Below are 18,996 nucleotides of genomic sequence, written 5' to 3' on the forward strand. Positions count from 1 at the left end.
GACATCCGGACCTGGATCGCCGCCTGGAACACCGAACCCAGGCCCTACGTCTGGACCAAGACCGCGAACGAGATCCTCGAACGCCTCGCCTCATATCTGAATAGAATTCCTGACTCAGAAGACTAGGTTGTGTCGTCAAATGTCACGACCACGTCAGGAGTGATACGAGGGCGACGGCTACTTCGTAGGACTGGGCAGTCTTGTCGTAGCGGGTGGCGATGCCGCGCCACTGCTTGAGGCGGTTGAAGCACCGTTCCACGACGTTGCGGTGCTTGTAGACCTCCCGGTCGAAGGCCGGCGGGCCGGCCACCGCTGCTGCCTCGCCGGGTCCGGTTGCGGGTCTGGTCGGCCCGCTCGGGAATTGTGTGCGGGATGCCGTGGCGGCAGAGCCAGGTGCGGATCGCTCTCTTGAGCTGTAGCCCTTGTCGCCCAGGACGTGACCGGGTCGGACGCGGGGTCCTCCCGGTCCGGTCCGGGGCACCCCCGTATTTACGAGCAGGTCATCTCCGCCACTCTCGCAGAGCATGGCGAGGGTGATTGACCAAGTAACTGAATAGAGGCATCACGGTGAGTGGACCTCTTTCATCCAGTGCTGGGAGGGTGAAATGGCCTGGCAGGCGAGGGTGTGACTGAGCAGGGCCCCGGGTCGTTGGGGTGGTGATCTCACTCATCACACCAGTGACGGAGGGGCCCTGGCGGTTCCGTGTTCCTCCATGCTCGACGTCCCGTACGAGCTCGTGGAGCATGACTCCTGGCGCAACTACGGCCGAAAGCGTGAACTGAACTCGCCCTGGCGACGGCTCGGCTGCTTCAAGCAGGCACTGCTCGTCCTGGCCCACTCTCGGAAGATTGAAGCGCTTGCCCAGCTCGCGGCCGGGTTCGGCCTCTCGACCGCAACGGCTTGGCGCTACGTCGACGAGACCTTGGACGTCCTCGCGGCGTGGGCGCCGGGCCTCCACGAGGCCCTGACCGGGCTGGGCGAAGGCGACTTCGCCATCGTTGACGGCACCCTGATCCTCACCGACCGCATCGCAGCGGACGAGCCGTACTGCTCCCACAAGCACAAGCGGCACGGGATGAACGTCCAGGCCATCGCCCGGCCGGACGGCACCCCGCTCTGGTTCTCCCGGGCCACACCTGGACGCACCAACGACCTGACCGCAGCCCGGGCCCATGGCATTGTCCAGGCCTGCCTCACCCGGCAGATCCTCTTCCTCGCGGACCGCGCCTACCAAGGCGCCGGCGCCACCGCTCGCACCCCCTGCTACCGTCCCCGCGAACAACCCGAACAGTGAGCAGTTCAACCGCGACCACGCCGGACTCCGAGCGCCTGGCGATCGAGCTTCGCGTACGCGCGAGACGAGGCGGAGGTTGGCCGGGAGATTCTCCGCGCGGAAGTAGGGCTGGTCGCGGCGGATGTCGTCGGCGGCCAGGGAGTCGGGGGATGTGAGGGGGCCGGCGAGGAGGCAACGGCCGAGGGGCGAGTACGCCACGAGTGCGACGCCGAGTGCGCGGCGGTGGGGAGGATCTCCCGCTCCGGGCCGCGGGTCCACGGCGAGCACTCGCGCTGCAGCGCGGCGAACGGGGCAGCGGCGCAGGGGTGCGGCGCTGACCTCGGACAGGCCGATGTGGCGCGCCTTGCCCTCGGCGACCAGTTCGGCCATGGCGCCGTTCGTGTCCTCGATCGGCACGGCGGGGTCACGCCGGTGCACGGCGGTGCACGCCGGTGCAGGTGGAGTTCCGGCAGTGTCCACGTCACAGCCCATGCCTTCCACCCGACCCGCCCGTCGGCAAACCGAGTGCGCGTACCCACCTGACTACCGGCCCGACCACGGCAGGTCAGTGCACTACGACACCTCGCCGGGGGCTGTCTGCTGAGTTCCTGGTGCACGTCCAGGCAGCGCAGCCGGACACCGGGCCGCCCCGGATCCCGTGTCGTACGGTCTGAATCGCGGCCGCCCACCGTCCGCAACGGATCTCACCGGACCCGGCGGTGCCGCCGATACGGCCGGTACGGCCGAAAGATCTGAAGCAACATCGGGCATCAGGCCGCTACGAGCTCCTGCTCGCGGTCCGGCGTCTTGACCTTGGGCTTCTTGTTCGGCAGCGAGAGTCGGAAGACCTTGTGCCACGCGGAGAACACCTGCTTGGGCAGCGGCCCGGTGACGTACTGCAGCTCGTACTTTTCGAAAAGCGCGCGCACCTTCACCGCGACCTCGGCGTACCGGTTGCTCGGCAGGTCCGGGAACAGGTGGTGCTCGATCTGGTGCGACAGGTTGCCGGTCATGAAGTGCATGGCCCTGCTGCCGCTGATGTTCGCCGAGCCCATCATCTGGCGCAGGTACCACTGGCCGCGGGTCTCGCCCTTGATCGACCGGCGCTCGAAGACCTGCACGCCCTCGGGGAAGTGCCCGCACATGATCACCGAGTGGGACCAGATGTTGCGGACCAGGTTCGCGGTGAACGTGGCGGCGAGCGTGGGGAGGAACGACGGGCCCGACAGCAGCGGGTGGATCACGTAGTCCTTGAGCACCTGCTTGCGGATCTTGCGGCCCACGGCCTTGGCCTGCGCGCGGAACTCCGGGTTCTTGCGGCGGCGCTTGTGCAGGTTCTTGCCGAGCTCCAGGTCGTACGCTGCGATGCCGTACTCGAAGAAGCAGGCGTTGATGAAGTTCCACAGCGGCTGGCCGAGGTGGAACGGGTGCCACCTTTGGTCCTCGTCGACGCGCATGATGCCGTAGCCGAGGTCGTTGTCCTTGCCGATCACGTTGGTGTACGTGTGGTGCAGCTCGTTGTGCGAGTGCTTCCACTGATCGGACGGCGAGACGTGATCCCACTCCCAGGTGGTGGAGTGGATCTTCGGGTCCCGCATCCAGTCCCACTGGCCGTGCAGGACGTTGTGGCCGATCTCCATGCTGTCCATGATCTTCGCCACGGAAAGCCCGGCGGTGCCGATCAGCCATGCGGGCGGGAAGATCGAGAACAGCAGCACGCCCCTGCTGACCAGCTCGAGCTTGCGCTGCGCCGAGATGACCTTACGGATGTAGGCGGCGTCTCTCTCGCCGCGGTTGGCGATCACCTCATCGCGGATCGCGTCCAGCTCGCGGCCGAGCTCCTCGATCTGCTCCGCGGTCAGGTGAGCGGTGGGGTCGATGGCGGTCAAGGTGCTCCTACCGTTCGATGTCGCAGGGGCCCGCCGCGGCGGACACGCAGGTCTGGATGAGGACGCCCGGCTCGGCCTCGGTGATCTCGCCGGTGCGCAGGTCGCGGACGGCGCCCGCCTTGAGTGGCGTGACGCAGCCGAAGCAGATTCCCATGCGGCACCCGGACGGCATGAGCACGCCGGCCTCCTCGCCGACGTCCAGCAACGGCGTGGCGCCGTCCGCGTCGACGGTCTTGCCGGTGGCGCTGAACGTGACCTCGCCGCCGTCACCGGTGACGACGATGCCGGGGCGGAAGCGTTCGGTGTGCAGGCGCTCTTGTACGCCGTGATCGGTCCAGTGCTCTTCGGCGGCGTCGAGCAGGCCCGCGGGCCCGCAGGCCCAGGTCTCGCGCTCGGTCCAGTCGGGCACCAGTTCGTCGAGACGGGCGATGTCGAGCACGCCGTCTGTGTCAGTGTGCACCTCGGTGAGCCGCAGCTTCTTGTCCGCGACCAGTTCGTGCAGTTCGTTGCGGAAGATCACGTCTTGCGGCTGGGGCGCGCAGTGGACCATGACGACGTCGTCGAGCTCGATGTCACGCAGCATGCCCATCACAGGCGTGATGCCGCTGCCGGCCGTCAGGTAGAGCACCTTGGCGGGCTTGGCCTCCGGCAGCACGAAGTCACCGGTCGCCTGGTCGAGCTGGACCAGCGTGCCGGGTTTCGCCCTGCGGACCAGGTGGTTGCTGACCTTGCCGTCCGGGATCGCCTTCACGGTGATCGTGACGCGGCCGTCCTGGCGGTTGGTCGGCGAGGTGATGGAGTAGGCACGCCACAGGCGTACCCCGTCGACGTCGACCCCGATCCGCACGAACTGACCGGCCGTGTGGCCGCGCCAGCCCCGTCCCGGCCTGATCACGATGGTCGCGGCGTCGCCCGTCTCGGGGTGCAGGGCCTCGATGCGCCCACGCAGGTCAGCGCCCGCGCGCAGCGGGCTGACCAGGTCGAGATAGTCCGACGGCAGCAGCGGCGTCGTGACCATCTCCAGTAGTTTCCACGCCCTGCTGCGGAGGGCTGCACTCGTCATGACTCCAGCTTGATGCGCCTCAGGGCGTAAAGTCCTGACCGCAGGACGTAAATCTGGTCGGCTGAATTGTTCGCAGGGAATAAAACATGAGCCATCCAATCCGGCGGGTCACCGAACTGGCCCTGGATGAGACGACGGTCACCGCTCTTCGGGCCACGCTGAAGACCACCGCCGACGAGGTCGTCCAGGCGATCATCAACGAGGTCCCTCCCTACGCCAACGCCCTTTCGGGCCGCATGGGCGGCACCATCCGCCGAGCCGTCCGCACCGCCCTGGGGCACTACCTGGACCTCGCGAGCGGGAACGCCACAGGCGGCGACGCCGGTGACGCAGCGTACGAGCTGGGCCGCGGCGAGGTGCAATCCGGCCGTTCGATGGACGCCCTGCTCAGCGCATACCGCGTCGGCGCCCGCGTGGCCTGGCGATGCCTGGCAGCGGGTGCCGTACCCGCAGGTCTGCCCGCCGCCGAGGTCGCCAAGTTCGCCGAGCTGACCTTCGCCTACATCGACGAGCTCTCCGCCGCGAGCGCCGCGGGCCACGCCGACGAACTGGCCGCCCGGGGCCGGGACCACGAGCGCCACCTGGAACACCTGGCCCGCGACCTCCTCGCCGGCGCGAGCCCGGACGTGCTGCTGGCCTCTGTTCAACGGGCCGGGTGGCAGCCTCCGGTTTCGCTGACCGCCGTCCTGCTGCCCGCCGCCCAGGCCCGGCCTGCCTACCGCGCGCTCGACCCGAGCACCCTCGTCCTCGACGATCTGCCGGACGCCACCGGTGTGCTACTCGTCCCCGATGCCGACCGATCACACCTCTTGCGGCAGCTGACCGACCGCACCGCCGTGGTCGGCCCGGCCCGGCCATGGACTCGTGCGTCCGCCTCGTACGCACGAGCCGCCCGCGCGCGCTCCCTCTCCTCCGATATCCGCGACACCGAGGACCACCTGCCCGAGCTGGTGCTGAGCGCCGACGTGGACGCGTTCGCAGACCTGCGTGCCCGAGCCCTCGCACCATTGCGAACCTTGCCTGTCGCGACCGCACGGCGGCTGGAGGAGACGTTGCGGGAGTGGCTGCTGCACCAGGGCAGGCGGGACGAGGTGGCGGCGGCGTTGTTCGTCCATCCCCAGACGGTCCGGTACCGGATGTCGCAGCTGCGGGAGCTGTTCCCGGATCTCGCATCGCCACACCGGGTCCTTGAGCTGACGCTGGCGGTCGGTCTTCGGGTGAGCTGACGCGCACTTCAACCGTCCACGACCGAGTCCGCGAACGGTCCAGTATGGCCGTCGTGCTGCTGCCCCTGCTTCTCCCGGCTGGGTGCCCCCAAACGCGCCGGCGCGGTGACCACCGCACGCATCCACCGCCGCGCGGACTTCCCGAATATCTCCGACTACCACCTGCGCCGCCCGCTGCGCTACCTGGTGCGGTACCACTCCACCGACCGCCGCTCCGCCGCCAAGGTCCGCGCCGGCGCCATGTCCGGCTTCCTATGGCCTGGCTCCGGGAGATCACCGATCTGTACCGAGGCCACCGACAGGTGGGCGGCGTCGGCCGCCAGTGGTGCGGGTGACCCTGGTCGGCCTGGCGGCCAGCGGGGCCGATGCTCGCCGCGACCTGCGCCGCGGCGCTCCGGGTGGCTCACCGCGACCGGACGCATGGACCCCGCGGTCGCCGCGGCCCGCACCCGCATCACGCGGTGCGGGCCGGGCCGGCCACGCACCCGACCGGACCGCGTGGTCGGCGACAAGGGCTACAGCTCCCGCAAGATCCGCGCCTACCTCCGCAAGCGCGGTATCGCCTGCACGATTCCCGAACGCACCGACCAGATCAACGGACGCCTGCGACGCGGCGAGAGCCTGTGCCGTCTCGACCGCGCTATCTACCGCCGCCGCAACGTCGTCGAACGCTGCTTCAACCGGCTCAAGCAGAACAAAGCCCTGGCCACCCGCTACGACAAACGAGCCCGCCACTACAAAGCCGCGGTCACCCTCGCCTGCCACGACTCTGGCTCCCGCAATGACATTGCGGACACCCCCCAGGGCCGGACGCTTGGCTCGCGGGAGGCGGGGGAGGCGGTGGTCGCATAGCGTCGACGCAGGCGCGTACGGATGGACACGCCGACGGACACGAGTCCGCACCGGCGTGCTGACAGGCCGGCGGGCGTGTCGAGCGGCGACCCGGTCGGTCGGGCCCGGCCACGTACCGCCATGCGGCGGACGTTCGGGCACGCGTCGGCAAAGACCCGAGGTGAGGAGGAAGCCCGGTGGAGCAGACCCTGCCGGAGCGCGCGTCCACGGTGGCGCTGCGCGTCAACGGAACGGACCGCTCGCTCACCCTGGATAACCGCACGACCCTGCTTGACGCGCTGCGCGACCACCTCGACCTCACCGGCACCAAGAAGGGCTGCGACCACGGGCAGTGCGGTGCCTGCACCGTCCTCCTCGACGACCGGCGCGTGAACAGTTGTCTGCTCTTCGCCGTCGCGTGCGCGGGCCGTTCCGTCACCACCGTCGAGGGCCTCACGGACGGCGAGCGCCTCCATCCGGTCCAGGAGGCGTTCGTCGCCCGGGACGCCCTGCAGTGCGGCTACTGCACACCGGGCCAGATCTGCTCGGCCGTGGCCCTGCTGGACGAGGCGGCGCGCGGCGAACCCTCGCACGTGACACCGCCGGGGCGCCTGCCGGGTGAGCCCGTCGCCCTCACACCGGACGAGATCCGGGAACGCATGAGCGGGAACATCTGCCGCTGCGGCGCCTACCCGAACATCGTGGCCGCGATCGAGGACGTCGCACGGTGAAGCCCTTCGCGTACGTGCGCCCAGAACGCACCGAGGAGGCCATCGCGCACCTCGCGGCCCACCCCGGCGCCCGCTTCCTGGCGGGCGGCACCAACCTCGTGGACCTGATGAAACTGGGCGTCACCGGCCCGCCGCTGCTCGTCGACCTCGGCGCCTTGCCCCTCGACGGCGTCGCGGAGACCCCCGACGGCGGCCTGCTGATCGGGGCGACCGCGCGCAACAGCGACGTCGCCGCCCACCCCGACGTGCGCACGCGCTACCCCGTGCTGTCCCAGGCCCTGCTGGCCGGCGCCTCGCCCCAGCTCCGCAATGCGGCCACCACCGGAGGCAACCTCCTTCAGCGCACCCGCTGCCCCTACTTCCAGGACACGTCCACGCCGTGCAACAAGCGTCGGCCCGGTTCCGGCTGCCCCGCCCGGGAGGGCGTCCACCGGGACCTCGCGGTCCTCGGCCACTCCACCCACTGTGTCGCCACACACCCCTCAGACATGGCCGTCGCCCTCGCCGCCCTCGACGCAGAGGTCCGGCTGCGCGGGGCGGACGGCGAGCGGACGGTGCCCGTCGCCGCGTTCCACCGGCTGCCCGGCGACCGTCCGGACCTGGACACCGTCCTCGCGCCCGGCGAACTCATCACGGGCGTGACGCTCCCCGCGCCGCCGCCCGGCTCGCTCAGCGCCTACCGCAAGGCCCGCGACCGCAGCTCGTACGCCTTCGCGCTCGCCTCTGTAGCCCTCGTCCTGACCGTCGAGGACGGCCAGGTGGGGCACGCCGCCCTCGCTTTCGGCGGTCTCGCCCACAAGCCCTGGCGGGCGCAGGCGGCGGAGGAGGTGTTGCGGGGCGCTCCGGCCACCACCGAGACCTTCCGGCGGGCCGCCGATGCCGAACTCGCCGCCGCCGAGCCCCTCCGCGACAACGGCTTCAAGGTGCGGCTGGCCCGCAACCTCGCCGTGAGCCTCCTGGGTGACCTCGCGTCCCGCGCCGCCGCGGCCGCCCCGTGACGACCACGACGCGCCCGCACCCGTCTGCCAAGCCGCCTGACGTCCTGCCCGGCGTCGCCCCGCCCGCCCGGCATCCGTCTGCCCGCCGAACGTCCGACCGCGCACACCCCGCCGTACGCCGACCGGAGGAGGCACCACGCCATGACCCGCCATGAACCCGCGACCGCGCAGCCTTCGACGGCCGTCAGGCGTGACGCCCGCCAGAAGGTGACGGGCGAGGCACGCTACGCCGTCGACCGGACGCCGCCCGGCTGCCTCCACGCCTGCCCGGTGCCCGCCGCCGTCGCCCGCGGGCGGGTCACCGCCGTCCACGCCGACGAGATCCTGCAGCGCCCGGGCGTACACGCCGTCCTCACCCACGAGAACGCCCCGCGCCTCGGCGACGCCGACGACCCGACGCTCGCGCTGCTCCAGGAGGACCGGGTCCCCCACCGGGGCTGGTTCGTCGCCGTCGTGGTCGCCGACACGCCCGAGAACGCCCGCGCCGCCGCTGACGTGCTGCGGATCGACTACGCGCCGAGCGAGCACGACGTCCGGCTGAGCGCCGACCACCCGCGTCTCTACACGCCCGAGAAGGCCAATGGCGGCCACCCGGCCGTACGCGAGCGGGGCGACTTCGACACCGCCTTCGCCGCGTCCCCGGTCCGCGTCGACGCCACCTACACCATGGGCGCCCTGCACAACCATCCGATGGAGCCGCACGCCGCCACAGCCTGGTGGGACGACGACGGCCTGACCGTGTACGACTCCAGCCAGGGCGCGACGACCGTACGGGACGTCCTCGCGCGCCTGTTCCGGCTGCCCCAGAAGGAGGTCACCGTCGTCTCCGCCTACGTGGGCGGCGGCTTCGGCTCCAAGGGCACCCCCCGGCCACCGGCCGTCCTCGCGGCGATGGCCGCCCGGCACACCGGCCGGCCCGTCCGGCTCGCCCTGCCCCGCCGCGACCTGCCCGCCACCGTGGGGCACCGCGCGCCCACCATCCAGCGCGTCCGCATCGGCGCCGCCGCCGACGGAACGATCGCGGCCCTCGCCCACGACGTGGTCACCCAGACGTCCACGGTGAAGGAGTTCGTCGAACAGGCCGCCGTCCCGGCCCGCACCATGTACACCTCTCCTCACAGCCGCACCACCCACCGGGTGGTCGCCCTGGACGTGCCCACCCCGTCGTGGATGCGCGCCCCCGGCGAGGCGTCCGGGATGTACGCCCTCGAAGCGGCCATGGACGAACTCGCCGAGGCGGTCGGCGTCGACCCGGTGGAGCTCCGGCTGCGCAACGAACCCGACACCGAGCCCGACAGCGGCAAACCGTTCAGCAGCCGGGGCCTCGCCGCCTGCCTGCGGGACGGCGCGCGCCGGTTCTGCTGGGCGGACCGGGACCCGCGCCCCGGCGTCCGGCGGGACGGGGACGTGCTGGCCGGTACGGGTGTAGCCGCCGCCACCTACCCCGTACTCCTCAGCCCGTCCCGCGCCTCCGCCCACGCCGCCCCGGACGGCCGCTTCGTCGTCCGCGTCAATGCCACCGACATCGGCACCGGGGCGCGGACCGTCCTCGCCCGGATCGCCGCCGACGCCCTCGGCGCCCCGCTGGAGTCCGTAGGCGTCGAACTCGGCAGCAGCCGACTGCCCGACGCCCCCGTCGCCGGCGGCTCCTCCGGGACCGCGTCCTGGGGCTGGGCCGTGCACAAGGCCTGTGCCGCGCTACGCGCGACCCTGGCCGCCGCCCCCGGTCGTCCACTGCCGCCCGAGGGCGTCACGGTCGAGGCCGACACGGATGAGGAGGCGAGGCGGACGTCCCCGTACGCCCGTCACGCCTTCGGCGCCCACTTCGCGGAGGTCCGCGTCGACACCGTCACCGGCGAGGTCCGGGTGAGCCGGCTGCTCGGCGTCTATGCCGTGGGCCGGGTCCTCAACGCGCGCACCGCCCGCTCCCAGTTCATCGGCGGCATGACGATGGGGCTCGGGATGGCGCTCACCGAACACAGCACCATGGACCTCGTCTTCGGCGACTTCCGCGAACACGACCTGGCCTCCTACCACGTCCCTGTCTGCGCCGACGTGCCGGACATCGAGGTCCACTGGGTGGACGAGCACGACCCCCACCTCAACCCGATGGGCAGCAAGGGCATCGGAGAGATCGGCATCGTCGGCACGGCGGCGGCGATCGCCAACGCCGTCCACCACGCATGCGGCGTCCGCCTCCGAGCCCTCCCCCTGACCCCCGACCACCTCCTCCCGCTGCTCACCGCCCGGGCGCCCACGCCCTAACTTGATCTTTAACGTGCATCGTCGAACGGTGCGTCGTACTTGATCACTCGGTCTGGTGTCCGCCGTACACGGAAGCGGCCTTCGTCTGAACATGTGCTCCGACCAAGGAACACACACGTCCAGCACGAAGGCCGTGAGGATGAGTCTGCTGCATCACGATGCCCGGCAAGGGCCGTTGGCTGAACTGTCACGCTTCCGGGGTGAGTTCTACTCCTGCATGACCGCTCGTTCGGATGCCCTGTTCGAGCTGGCGGATGCGGTTCTGTGCGGGGATGGCCCGGTGAGATCGCTGGCCGAGCTGTCACTGGTGGGCGAACACCGCCGCGGACACGGCGGCCTCTACGCCGCGCTCGCCCAGGGCCGAATCGACGCCGAACGGATGCGGCGGACCTTGGCCTCGGTGCCGCTGCCCCGATCGGCGGACGGCCGGCTGGTCCTGGCCGTCGATGTCACGTGCTGGCTGCGGCCGGACGCCCACACCTCACCACAGCGGATCCTCTGCCACACCTACGGCCGGGGCAAGGACCAGCACATCCCCGTCCCCGGCTGGCCCTACTCGATCGTCTGCGCGCTCGAGCCCGGCCGCAGCTCGTGGACCGCCCCGCTGGACGCCCGGCGTCTGGCCCCTGGGGACGACACGGCCACCGTCACCTCCCGGCAGCTGCGCGACCTGGTCGAGCGGCTGATCACCGCAGGCCAGTGGCAGACCGGCGACCCAGATGTCCTCATCATCGCGGACGCCGGATACGACGCACCCCGCCTCGCCTTCCTACTGAAGGATCTGCCGGTCCAGGTCCTGGCCCGGATGCGCTCGGACCGCGTCCTGCGCCGGCCGGCCCCGCCGCGGGAGCCTCACGCCAAGGGCCTGCCGCCCCGGCACGGCGGCGAGTTCGTCTTCGGACAGCCCGACACCTGGGGCACCCCGGACACCGAAACCGTCACCAGCACACGCCTCTACGGCACCGCCCTGGCCCGTTCCTGGGACCGGCTCCACCCCAAACTCACCCACCGCTCATCGTGGGCCGCAGCCGACGACTCACTCCCGGTCGTCGAGGGGACCGTGATCCGCCTGGACATTGATCACCTGCCCAGCGGAGCCACCCCGAAGCCGGTCTGGCTGTGGTGGTCGGGCACCGACGCAGACGCAGCGGACACCGACCGGCTCTGGCGGGCATACCTGCGACGCTTCGACATCGAGCACACCTTCCGCCTGTTCAAACAGACCCTCGGCTGGACCTGCCCGAAGATCCGCACCCCCGAAGCGGCCGACCGCTGGACCTGGCTGATCCTCGCCGCCTACACCCAACTGCGACTGGCCCGGCCACTGGCAGCCGACCGACGTCGCCCATGGGACAGGCCCGTTCCCGCCGACAAGCTGACGCCCGGACGCGTCCGCCGCGACTTTCGGCACATCCGCCCAACAGCCGCCTGTCCTGCCAGCGCACCGAAACCCACCCGCCCCGGACCGGTACGGCCTCCCGGCCAAAGGAACACCCGGCCCACCCCACGGCACGACGTCCACACACCCCGCAAGACGGGCACCACCACGTCCCGAATCAAAAAGTCGACCAGCCCACGACCTCACCGCACAGGTTAAAGATCAAGCTAAAGGGTGTTACAGAAGGCTTCGGTGCGGACATTTTACCTGTATGGGCGGGTGTTGAGGGCTAAGAGGTCCTAACAAAGGCGTTGGACGTGCCGGTGGGTGATGAGGCAGGTGGCGAGGCCGAGGAAGGCTTCGTGGATGTCGTCGCGTCGTTCCCATCGGACGCGGAGACGCCGGAAGCCGTGAAACCAGGCGATGGTGCGTTCGACGATCCAGCGATGGATGCCGAGGCCGGAGCCATGCGGGACGCCACGGCGGGCGATGACCGGCTTAATGCCCAGGGCCCAGACCAGACGGCGGTACTTGTCGTGGTCATAGCCCCGCTCGGCCAGCAGCATGTCCGGTCGGCGCCGTGGCCGGCCGACAAGGCCGGCAACGGACGGGATCTTGGCGGGCAGTGCATCAGCTGGGTGACGTCGTTGCGGTTTCCGCCGGTCAGCGACACGGCAAGTGGGATGCCCTGCCCGTCGACGAGGACGTGGTGTTTGCTGCCCGGACGTGCGCGGTCGACCGGGCTGGGTCCGCTTTTGGGCCGCGTCGAGCGGCCCGGACGTGGCTGGAGTCGATCACCGCCCGCGACCAGTCGAGCTGCTTGGCCGAGCGCAGCTTCTTGAGCAGGACCAGGTGGAGCTGGTCCCACACGCCGGCCTCGTTCCAGGCGGCGAGCCGTCGCCAGCACGTCATGCCGGATCCGAAGCCGAGCTCCTGGGGCAGATACTCCCACTGGATGCCGGTGTGCAGCACGAACAGGATCCCGCACAGAGCTTGCCGGTCGGGCACCCGCGGACGCCCCGACACCAGCTTCGGCGCCGGGAGGGGCAACAACGGTTCGACCAGTGACCACAGTTCGTCCGAGACGATCCACGGCCTGGAGTTCCTCTTCGCCACGAACGGACCAACGAGCAACCGAGCCGACAGTCACATGATCAACAGCTTCTGTTAGGACCTCTAAGCCGTTGCGGGCGGAGACGTCTACGGGACTGCGGATGCGGCAGTCCGAGCGGGTGCTGAAGGTCGTGCGTGAACGGGGCGGGAACGGGCCTGGTGGCGGCCGTCCGCTTGCGCCGTCAGTGGCGCGAGCGTGTGAAGCGGGGGTCCTGTCGAAGGGATCGCCGGGGCGGCCGAGGCGCAGCGAGGCGCAGATCGCGAGACTGGAACGGAGCTGGAGCGTGGGCCGCTGGTCCACGGCTGGGCCGACCAGCGGTGGATACCGGCCCGGATCAAGACGCTGATCGGCCGACTGTGCCACGTGAGCCAGACGATGGAGGGCACCTGGCAACTGCTGAAGCGGCACGGCTGGTCGTGGCAGCCCGCCCGGCGGGCGATCGAGCGTGACGACGTGGCGGTGGTGGTCTGGAAAGAAGACCTGCTCGCGGGTAAGAGCATCGCGGAAGAGCACGGCGCCTACCTCGTCTTCGAGGCGAGGACGAGGCCTGGGCAATCGATGACTCCGCCGCGCTCCAGGACCTGGGGGCGGATGGTCCGAACCCCAGGGGTGCGGGTACGCGGTCGGGGTGCGTGTCGCTGGCGGGCATGACCTGCTACTACAAAGCTGAACAGGTTCCCGTACTCGTGCCCGAAGACGATCTCGATATCGACGTCGTAGGGGCTTTCCGGCTGGAACAACCCGATGCCCTCCGCCGGCACCGTCTGCGCCCCACCCCGTCGGCAGCAGGTTCTGCCGGGCGGACGGCACCGGCATCACCCGGCGGCGAGGAGGACCGGCGCAGAACGCTTCGCGCCGGGGGACGAGGGTGTGGTTCGTGTTCATGCCTGGCGTCCTTGGGGCCGCTGGTGTCTTGCGAGTCGTACGGCGTCGGCCTGCTCGGTCCGGACGGAGGTCAGGGGCGGGGCGATGCCTTGGATCTCGCCGAGCCGCTGTTCGTTTCCGGCGGTGTAGGGGTGGCCCCCCTGGGATCCCCCGCGTTCTCCGCCGATGAGATGCGGACGCCGTCCCCTCCGGGCAGAGTGGGGAAGGACCTGTTCGTACCGAGGTGGTCCCCTGCGGTCCCGCGTGCTGGAGACGGGGACGGAATGATGCGAGGATTGTCGTGACGTCGGAGTGATCGATGTTCCGCAGACGGCCGGACGACAACAGCGAGGACCTTCTGGTCCGGCTCGGGTCGCTGACCGCCAGGGCGCGGGAGTTGGCTGAGACGCAGCGTTCCCGTGTCGAGTTCGCCGTGGCACTGCAACGCGACATGCTGCCCTCGGAGCTGCCCAGTTTTCCGGGCGCCCGGCTGGCCGTCCGCTATGAGCCCGCCAACCACGGGCTCAACGTCGGCGGTGACTGGTACGACGCCTTCTCCCTGCCCGGCGGGCGGATCGGCATGTCCATCGGTGACGTGCAGGGACACAACATCGAGGCCGCCGCCTTCATGGGACAGGTCCGCGTGGCACTGCGCGCGCTGGCCTCCGTCACCGGAGACCCGGGAGAGCTGCTCGGTCGCACCAACGACCTGCTGATCTCTCTGGGCGCCGACCTCTTCGCCACCTGCACCTTCCTGCGGCTCGACCCCGCTGCCGGCACCCTGGAGTGCGCCCGTGCCGGTCACATCCCCTACATCTGGGCCACCACCGACGGCCGCTCAGGCATCGACGACAGCGAGGGCGGGCCTCCCCTCGGTGTGCTCCGCGGCGTCGACTACCCGGCCACGCGCCACCGGCTCACCGCCGACGGTGTCTTCGTCCTCCTGACCGACGGGGTGGTGGAGGGGCCCTCGCTCCACATCGACGAGGGTCTGGACCGGGTGACGCGGCTCGCCGGGATCACCGCCGTCGCCGGACTGGACGTCGACGCGCTCGCCACCGCCGTCATGAAGCTGGCGGCCACGGTGGGGCACGAGGACGACGCGGCCGTCCTGGTCGTCGGCCATGACGGCGGTCCGGCCCGGCCGACGGCCGAGGAGTGAGGGGAGGGGCTCGCCTCGGGCCGGGTCGGTTCTCGGGGCCCGCCCGGGCCCGTGCCGGACAGCGGCGCCCGACACGCAGGGGCCTTGCCCGGTCGTGGCGGCCCGGCCGGTGTCTGATGGGTGACGTGTTGGATACTCGGCAGTTCCCGCCCTCTACGGCAGCGGCTCTGATGTCGCTGGCCGTGGCGGTCTGCTACTACGCGGCCGGACGACTGGGCCTGATGGGCCGCCTCGTCGTCGAAGGCGTGGTGGCCACCCCCATCTGGCCGCCCACCGGCGTCGCCGTCGCCGCCCTGCTGCTGTTCGGCGCGCGGGTCTGGCCTGGGATCGCCCTCGGCTCCTTCCTCGTCATCGCCTCGCTCACCACTCCGGGGCCCACCACAGTGGTCACCGTGGTGAGCAACACCGTCGCGCCGCTCTGCGCCTTCCTGCTGCTGAGACGGGCCGGCTTCCGGCGCGACATGGCGCGGCTGCGGGACGGACTCTCCCTGGTCTTCCTCGGCGGATTCGGTGCGATGCTGATCAGCGCGACCGCGGGGGTCGGACTGCAGGTGGCGAAGGGCTCCCTGGACAAGAGCGAGTTCTGGCCCGTCTGGCTGGCCTGGTGGGTGGGCGACACGATGGGGGTGCTGCTGGTCGCCCCGCTCCTGCTCGTCCTCGCGGGGCCGGCCGGACGGTTCCGGGTACGGCGCTGGAAGGAGGCGTCCTTTCTGGGACTGACGACCCTCATCCTCATGCCCATGGCCGTGCTCAGCTCGATGAGCATGCTCTTCCTCGTCTTCCCCCTGCTGATCTGGGCAGCGCTCCGCTTCCAGCTCGCCGGAAGCATGCTGTGCGCGCTCTTCGCCTCCGTGCTCACCACTTTCGCGGCGACCTCCGGACGGGGCGCGTTCCTCCAACTCACGGATGTCCAAATCATGGCGAAGCTCCAGGCGTTCAACGGTTCCGCCGCCCTGACCGCCCTGCTTCTCGCCTCCGTCATCACCGAGCAGCTTGCGACCAGACGGTCGGTGCGCCGCGCCTGCGAGGAACTAGCGGAGGTCTTGGAGCACCTCGCGGCGGGCGAGCCCTCACCGGGTCCACCCGACACCGCCGAGAGCCGGGCAGCCCCACCCGGCGGGCACCGGAATCCGTGAGCCCCGCGCCGGCTCCGGCGCACGGATCAGGAGCCGTACGACGACTGCCCGGCACGGGAACTGTCCGGCGCTAACAAACTGGTGCGTGATGGCTTGGAGATGCACGGTCCTGAGCTGGCGGCCTGTTCCGTGAGCGTCCGGCGGGACAGGTCGAGCTGGGCCCTGGCCTGGAGCTGACCCGCGTCCCAGGCGGCGGCCGCCTGTTGCCGGCCGGCCTCCCAGGCGGCAGCGGCCTGCCGCTCCCCCGCCGCCCACGCGGCCGCCGCCTGCCGCTTGGCGGCCGCGAGGGCGAACACCCGCCGAAGCCGACCAAGATCCGGCCATACGCGGACCAGCCGCCTGCAGTCGCTGAACCTGGCGATGTTCGAGGACGCCGTTCGTGAGGTCGACTGGACGGGCTTCGACGACGCCCACCCGGACACCGAGGCCGCTCGCCGCGACCTCGGCGCCCGCCTGGTGGCTGCTCTGGCTCCGATGCCAGGGGGACCCGACCTGTCCCCCGTCCATGCTGTTCGCGGCCTACAACCGATACCGCGGGACAAAGGACACGCCTCGTGGCCCTTCGCGGACCACGGAGGCGGGCACGGAACCGAACGGCAGACGCAACCGAACCGGATCAGGGACCAGGGCCTGCTGTCGACCCGGATGTGACGCGAAGGCGACGCGATCGATCCGACTCCGCGGAGGGCCGGGGGACCCACTGGGCCTTCGAGTGTCGCCGCAAGCCGACCCCGCACGCCGCCAGGCATGTTCGTCGTGGACGCGGCGACATCGCGGTGCGTCAGTGCCGGCAGGACAGCCCGACGTGGAGCAGCTCGGTCCGCAGTGCGGGTGTGCCGTCGACCGGTGCCGGGTTCTCCGCGGTCGGCTCGATGCCTCCGGCGGCGACCTTGTCGAGTGTCGCCAGACCGGCGGGGCCGACCGTGCCGAACACCGTGTAGTTCGGTCGCAGTGCGGAGTCGCCGTAGACGACGAAGAACTGTGAGCCGTTCGTGTTCGGGCCCGCGTTGGCCATCGCCAGCAGGCCGCGTCCCTAGAGCCGGCGCGTGCCCGTGGGATCGGTGGCTGCGGGCGGCAGGTCCACCGGTAGTTCGTCCTTGTACTTGTACCCGGGCCCGCCCTCACCGGTGCCGGTCGGGTCACCGCACTGCAAGACCTTCAGCGTCGGGTACGCCGTCAGGCGGTGGCACACCGTGCGGTCGTAGAAACCGTGCCGTGCCAGGTGCAGGAAACTCTGGACCGTGCACGGCGCCTTGGCCCGGTCCAAGCGCAGCGGTATCGGGCCCTGACTGGTCGGAACAGCCAAGTCGACCGTGCCACGATCAGGGGTGCGCCGTGGGTCGGGCGGCAGCGGAACACGGCGCGCCGGCGGCTCGTCCGGGGTCTGGCTGTACTGGCAAGGACCGTGCGTGGTGCGCGGCGGAGCACTGTCGGAAGCGGTGGCGACACTCCCCCCGGACACCACTAACGCCGCGGCCGCGAATGCACTGATCAGTGCTCGTCTCATCTTGCACGCCCTCCCGATGATCTCCAGGTCTTGGAGCGGTCGCAGTCTAGGGCGTGGTGTGGCCTGCGGGAGTAGGATTTCCGGCCGATCAGCGTGACCAGAGCCCTGTCATTCAGGCGGCACGTCCTTGGCCTTGCCGACCCCGCTGGGGCCCGTACCGAATCGATGGCAACGTGGAGGAACACCCCGCGAGTGAGGGGAACAACGGTGCCCTGTCGAAGAGGCCGGGAAGGCGCTGCCGTCGAGCTGGGCCGGCACATGCGTTCGCCAAGCCGCTCCGCGCTCCAGACCCGTCCCCGCCGGAGCCATGGCGCAGCCGACTCATCCCGCCGCAGGCACAGACGCTCCCTTGCGGGGGCGGCTCCCCCGCACGACTCGGAGCCGTACCGGCGACCGATGACCCCCGGTAGCACGCCATGAGCGAGACATACCGGCATGTCGCCGACGAGCGGCTGATCCGCGGCGCGCAGATGCATGTGGACGTCCCCAACCCGAACAGCGTCGTACGGGCACTTTGCGTGATCAACCCCGGGCTTCCGCCTCTTCCGGCGCTGTCCGCGAGCTCCCCGTACCGGCTCGGATCCGGCACGGGTCACGCGAGCCGGCGCAGCATTTTCTGGCCGCGCCGGCCCACCCTGCGGACCGCGGTCGACGAACTGATCGCCACCGGCCTCACTACGCCGCGAGGGCGTGACTACGAGTTGCAGGGTCTCGGATGTCGTGTCCGAATGTCACGGTCGATGTCGCACGGATACCGGATCCGATGTCGCGGTGCGACCCCGTGGTGCTGTGCCGCGGAAGTGGCGCGATGAGTTTCCGGCGGTTGTGTGGTCTACCCGTAGACGAAGGGAGCACACCATGCGCAAGATCATCGTCTGCACGTTCCTGACGCTCGACGGCGTCATGCAGGCACCGGGCGGTCCGGACGAGGACGCGGAGAGCGGCTTCCGGCACGGCGGCTGGCAGAAGCCGGTGGACGACGAGGAGGTCGGCGCGGCCATCGCCGATTGGTACGAGCACTCCGACGCGATGTTGCTCGGGCGCAAGACGTACGAGATCTTCGCGTCGTACTGGCCGACGGCCGATCCTGACAACCCGTTCACCGAGCGGATGAACGGCATGCACAAGTACGTGGCGTCTCGGACCCTGACGTCCGTCCAGTGGCAGAACTCGACGCTCTTGGAGGGCGACACCGTCGATGCCGTACGGGCGCTGAAGGCGTCCGACGGCGGCGACATCAACGTTGTCGGCAGCGGCGACCTTGCCCAGACCCTCATGCGGCACGGCCTGGTCGACGAGTACAGGCTGACCATTCACCCGGTGATCATCGGTACAGGCAAGCGGCTGTTCGCCGATGGTGCGATCCCGACGGCGCTGGAGCCGGTTAGCGTCTCGACGACGAAGGGCGGCACCGTGGTCGGTGTCTATCGGCCGACCGGCCAACCCAGCTACGACAGCTACTGAGGGTGGTCGCTGCGGCTTCTCCGCCGACGACCACTGGCGGACATACGCGATGCAGCAGAGACCGCGGAAAAGAGCGCCGCGTCGTCTCTCCGTG

At 70.5% G+C, this 18,996-nt stretch carries 11 protein-coding genes and 9 pseudogenes; 14 read left to right on the top strand and 6 right to left on the bottom strand.

Annotated features, from left to right (window positions below):
* Positions 1 to 126 (top strand): annotated as a pseudogene (locus MRBLMG1_RS23625) (IS630 family transposase); the annotation flags it as partial.
* A gap of 16 nt (positions 127 to 142) precedes the next feature.
* Here MRBLMG1_RS23625 and MRBLMG1_RS37355 read toward each other — a convergent pair.
* Positions 143 to 374: pseudogene (locus MRBLMG1_RS37355) on the bottom strand (transposase); the annotation flags it as partial.
* Positions 375 to 654: 280 nt separating this feature from the next.
* On the opposite strand from MRBLMG1_RS37355, the pseudogene MRBLMG1_RS23635 reads away from it, so the two are divergent.
* Positions 655 to 1,401: pseudogene (locus MRBLMG1_RS23635) on the top strand (transposase family protein).
* Between the two features lie 2 nt (positions 1,402 to 1,403).
* Here the strand turns inward: MRBLMG1_RS23635 and MRBLMG1_RS23640 are convergent.
* The 3 genes and pseudogenes from MRBLMG1_RS23640 to MRBLMG1_RS23650 all read right to left on the bottom strand — a co-directional run.
* A pseudogene (locus tag MRBLMG1_RS23640) lies at positions 1,404 to 1,766 on the bottom strand (aldo/keto reductase); the annotation flags it as partial.
* Between the two features lie 278 nt (positions 1,767 to 2,044).
* Entirely contained in the window at positions 2,045 to 3,163 is a 1,119-nt protein-coding gene (locus tag MRBLMG1_RS23645; RefSeq protein ID WP_367826108.1) for a fatty acid desaturase family protein, read from the bottom strand.
* A 7-nt stretch (positions 3,164 to 3,170) separates the two neighbouring features.
* Positions 3,171 to 4,226 (bottom strand): ferredoxin reductase, encoded by a 1,056-nt coding sequence (locus tag MRBLMG1_RS23650; RefSeq protein ID WP_367826109.1) that lies wholly within the window; start codon positions 4,224 to 4,226, stop codon positions 3,171 to 3,173.
* An 86-nt stretch (positions 4,227 to 4,312) separates the two neighbouring features.
* Between MRBLMG1_RS23650 and MRBLMG1_RS23655 the strand changes: the two genes are divergently transcribed.
* The 6 genes and pseudogenes from MRBLMG1_RS23655 (at position 4,313) to MRBLMG1_RS23680 (ending at position 11,874) form a co-directional block, all read left to right on the top strand.
* Positions 4,313 to 5,452, top strand: a complete 1,140-nt coding sequence (locus MRBLMG1_RS23655) for a helix-turn-helix domain-containing protein (RefSeq protein ID WP_367826110.1) — start codon at positions 4,313 to 4,315, stop codon at positions 5,450 to 5,452.
* A gap of 441 nt (positions 5,453 to 5,893) precedes the next feature.
* Positions 5,894 to 6,237: pseudogene (locus MRBLMG1_RS23660) on the top strand (transposase); the annotation flags it as partial.
* A gap of 243 nt (positions 6,238 to 6,480) precedes the next feature.
* Complete coding sequence (locus MRBLMG1_RS23665; protein ID WP_367826111.1) at positions 6,481 to 7,014, top strand: 2Fe-2S iron-sulfur cluster-binding protein; 534 nt, start codon at positions 6,481 to 6,483, stop codon at positions 7,012 to 7,014.
* Positions 7,011 to 8,012, top strand: coding sequence for an FAD binding domain-containing protein (locus tag MRBLMG1_RS23670; RefSeq protein ID WP_367826112.1), 1,002 nt, complete (start codon positions 7,011 to 7,013; stop codon positions 8,010 to 8,012). The genes MRBLMG1_RS23665 and MRBLMG1_RS23670 overlap by 4 nt, the downstream gene beginning before the upstream one ends.
* Positions 8,013 to 8,153: 141 nt before the next feature.
* Positions 8,154 to 10,277: a xanthine dehydrogenase family protein molybdopterin-binding subunit gene (locus tag MRBLMG1_RS23675; RefSeq protein ID WP_367826113.1), complete on the top strand. Its 2,124-nt coding sequence runs from the start codon at positions 8,154 to 8,156 to the stop codon at positions 10,275 to 10,277.
* Between the two features lie 139 nt (positions 10,278 to 10,416).
* Positions 10,417 to 11,874 carry an NF041680 family putative transposase gene (locus MRBLMG1_RS23680; protein WP_367826114.1) on the top strand — a complete coding sequence of 486 codons (1,458 nt, stop codon included), beginning with the start codon at positions 10,417 to 10,419 and terminating at the stop codon, positions 11,872 to 11,874.
* An 80-nt stretch (positions 11,875 to 11,954) separates the two neighbouring features.
* Here the strand turns inward: MRBLMG1_RS23680 and MRBLMG1_RS23685 are convergent.
* Positions 11,955 to 12,771: pseudogene (locus MRBLMG1_RS23685) on the bottom strand (IS5 family transposase).
* A gap of 68 nt (positions 12,772 to 12,839) precedes the next feature.
* On the opposite strand from MRBLMG1_RS23685, the pseudogene MRBLMG1_RS37360 reads away from it, so the two are divergent.
* The 4 genes and pseudogenes from MRBLMG1_RS37360 to MRBLMG1_RS23700 form a co-directional block, all read left to right on the top strand.
* Positions 12,840 to 12,941: pseudogene (locus MRBLMG1_RS37360) on the top strand (IS5/IS1182 family transposase); the annotation flags it as partial.
* A pseudogene (locus MRBLMG1_RS37470) lies at positions 12,940 to 13,408 on the top strand (winged helix-turn-helix domain-containing protein); the annotation flags it as partial. The pseudogenes MRBLMG1_RS37360 and MRBLMG1_RS37470, both read left to right, overlap by 2 nt.
* Positions 13,409 to 13,952: 544 nt before the next feature.
* Positions 13,953 to 14,795, top strand: coding sequence for a PP2C family protein-serine/threonine phosphatase (locus MRBLMG1_RS23695; RefSeq protein WP_367826116.1), 843 nt, complete (start codon positions 13,953 to 13,955; stop codon positions 14,793 to 14,795).
* 170 nt (positions 14,796 to 14,965) lie between these two features.
* Entirely contained in the window at positions 14,966 to 15,931 is a 966-nt protein-coding gene (locus MRBLMG1_RS23700; protein WP_367826117.1) for an MASE1 domain-containing protein, read from the top strand.
* 781 nt (positions 15,932 to 16,712) lie between these two features.
* Here the strand turns inward: MRBLMG1_RS23700 and MRBLMG1_RS23705 are convergent.
* A pseudogene (locus MRBLMG1_RS23705) lies at positions 16,713 to 17,438 on the bottom strand (peptidylprolyl isomerase).
* Positions 17,439 to 17,854: 416 nt separating this feature from the next.
* Between MRBLMG1_RS23705 and MRBLMG1_RS23710 the strand changes: the two are divergent.
* Together MRBLMG1_RS23710 and MRBLMG1_RS23715 are read left to right on the top strand one after the other, a co-directional pair.
* Positions 17,855 to 18,250 (top strand): glutamate-cysteine ligase family protein, encoded by a 396-nt coding sequence (locus MRBLMG1_RS23710; protein ID WP_367826118.1) that lies wholly within the window; start codon positions 17,855 to 17,857, stop codon positions 18,248 to 18,250.
* Between the two features lie 46 nt (positions 18,251 to 18,296).
* Positions 18,297 to 18,902: a dihydrofolate reductase family protein gene (locus tag MRBLMG1_RS23715; RefSeq protein ID WP_367826119.1), complete on the top strand. Its 606-nt coding sequence runs from the start codon at positions 18,297 to 18,299 to the stop codon at positions 18,900 to 18,902.
* The last annotated feature ends 94 nt before the right edge of the window (positions 18,903 to 18,996 follow it).

This window comes from Streptomyces sp. LMG1-1-1.1 (assembly GCF_040815545.1).
Classification (GTDB): Bacteria; Actinomycetota; Actinomycetes; order Streptomycetales; family Streptomycetaceae; genus Streptomyces.

What these genes read in the sequence shown, in the direction of transcription:
- MRBLMG1_RS23675 (WP_367826113.1), top strand. Translation starts at nt 8,154, where the DNA reads ATGACCCGCCATGAACCCGCGACCGCGCAGCCTTCGACGGCCGTCAGG.
- MRBLMG1_RS23650 (WP_367826109.1), bottom strand. Translation starts at nt 4,226, where the DNA reads ATGACGAGTGCAGCCCTCCGCAGCAGGGCGTGGAAACTACTGGAGATG.
- MRBLMG1_RS23700 (WP_367826117.1), top strand. Translation starts at nt 14,966, where the DNA reads ATGTCGCTGGCCGTGGCGGTCTGCTACTACGCGGCCGGACGACTGGGC.
- MRBLMG1_RS23695 (WP_367826116.1), top strand. Translation starts at nt 13,953, where the DNA reads ATGTTCCGCAGACGGCCGGACGACAACAGCGAGGACCTTCTGGTCCGG.
- MRBLMG1_RS23655 (WP_367826110.1), top strand. Translation starts at nt 4,313, where the DNA reads ATGAGCCATCCAATCCGGCGGGTCACCGAACTGGCCCTGGATGAGACG.
- MRBLMG1_RS23715 (WP_367826119.1), top strand. Translation starts at nt 18,297, where the DNA reads ATGCGCAAGATCATCGTCTGCACGTTCCTGACGCTCGACGGCGTCATG.
- MRBLMG1_RS23680 (WP_367826114.1), top strand. Translation starts at nt 10,417, where the DNA reads ATGAGTCTGCTGCATCACGATGCCCGGCAAGGGCCGTTGGCTGAACTG.
- MRBLMG1_RS23710 (WP_367826118.1), top strand. Translation starts at nt 17,855, where the DNA reads ATGAGCGAGACATACCGGCATGTCGCCGACGAGCGGCTGATCCGCGGC.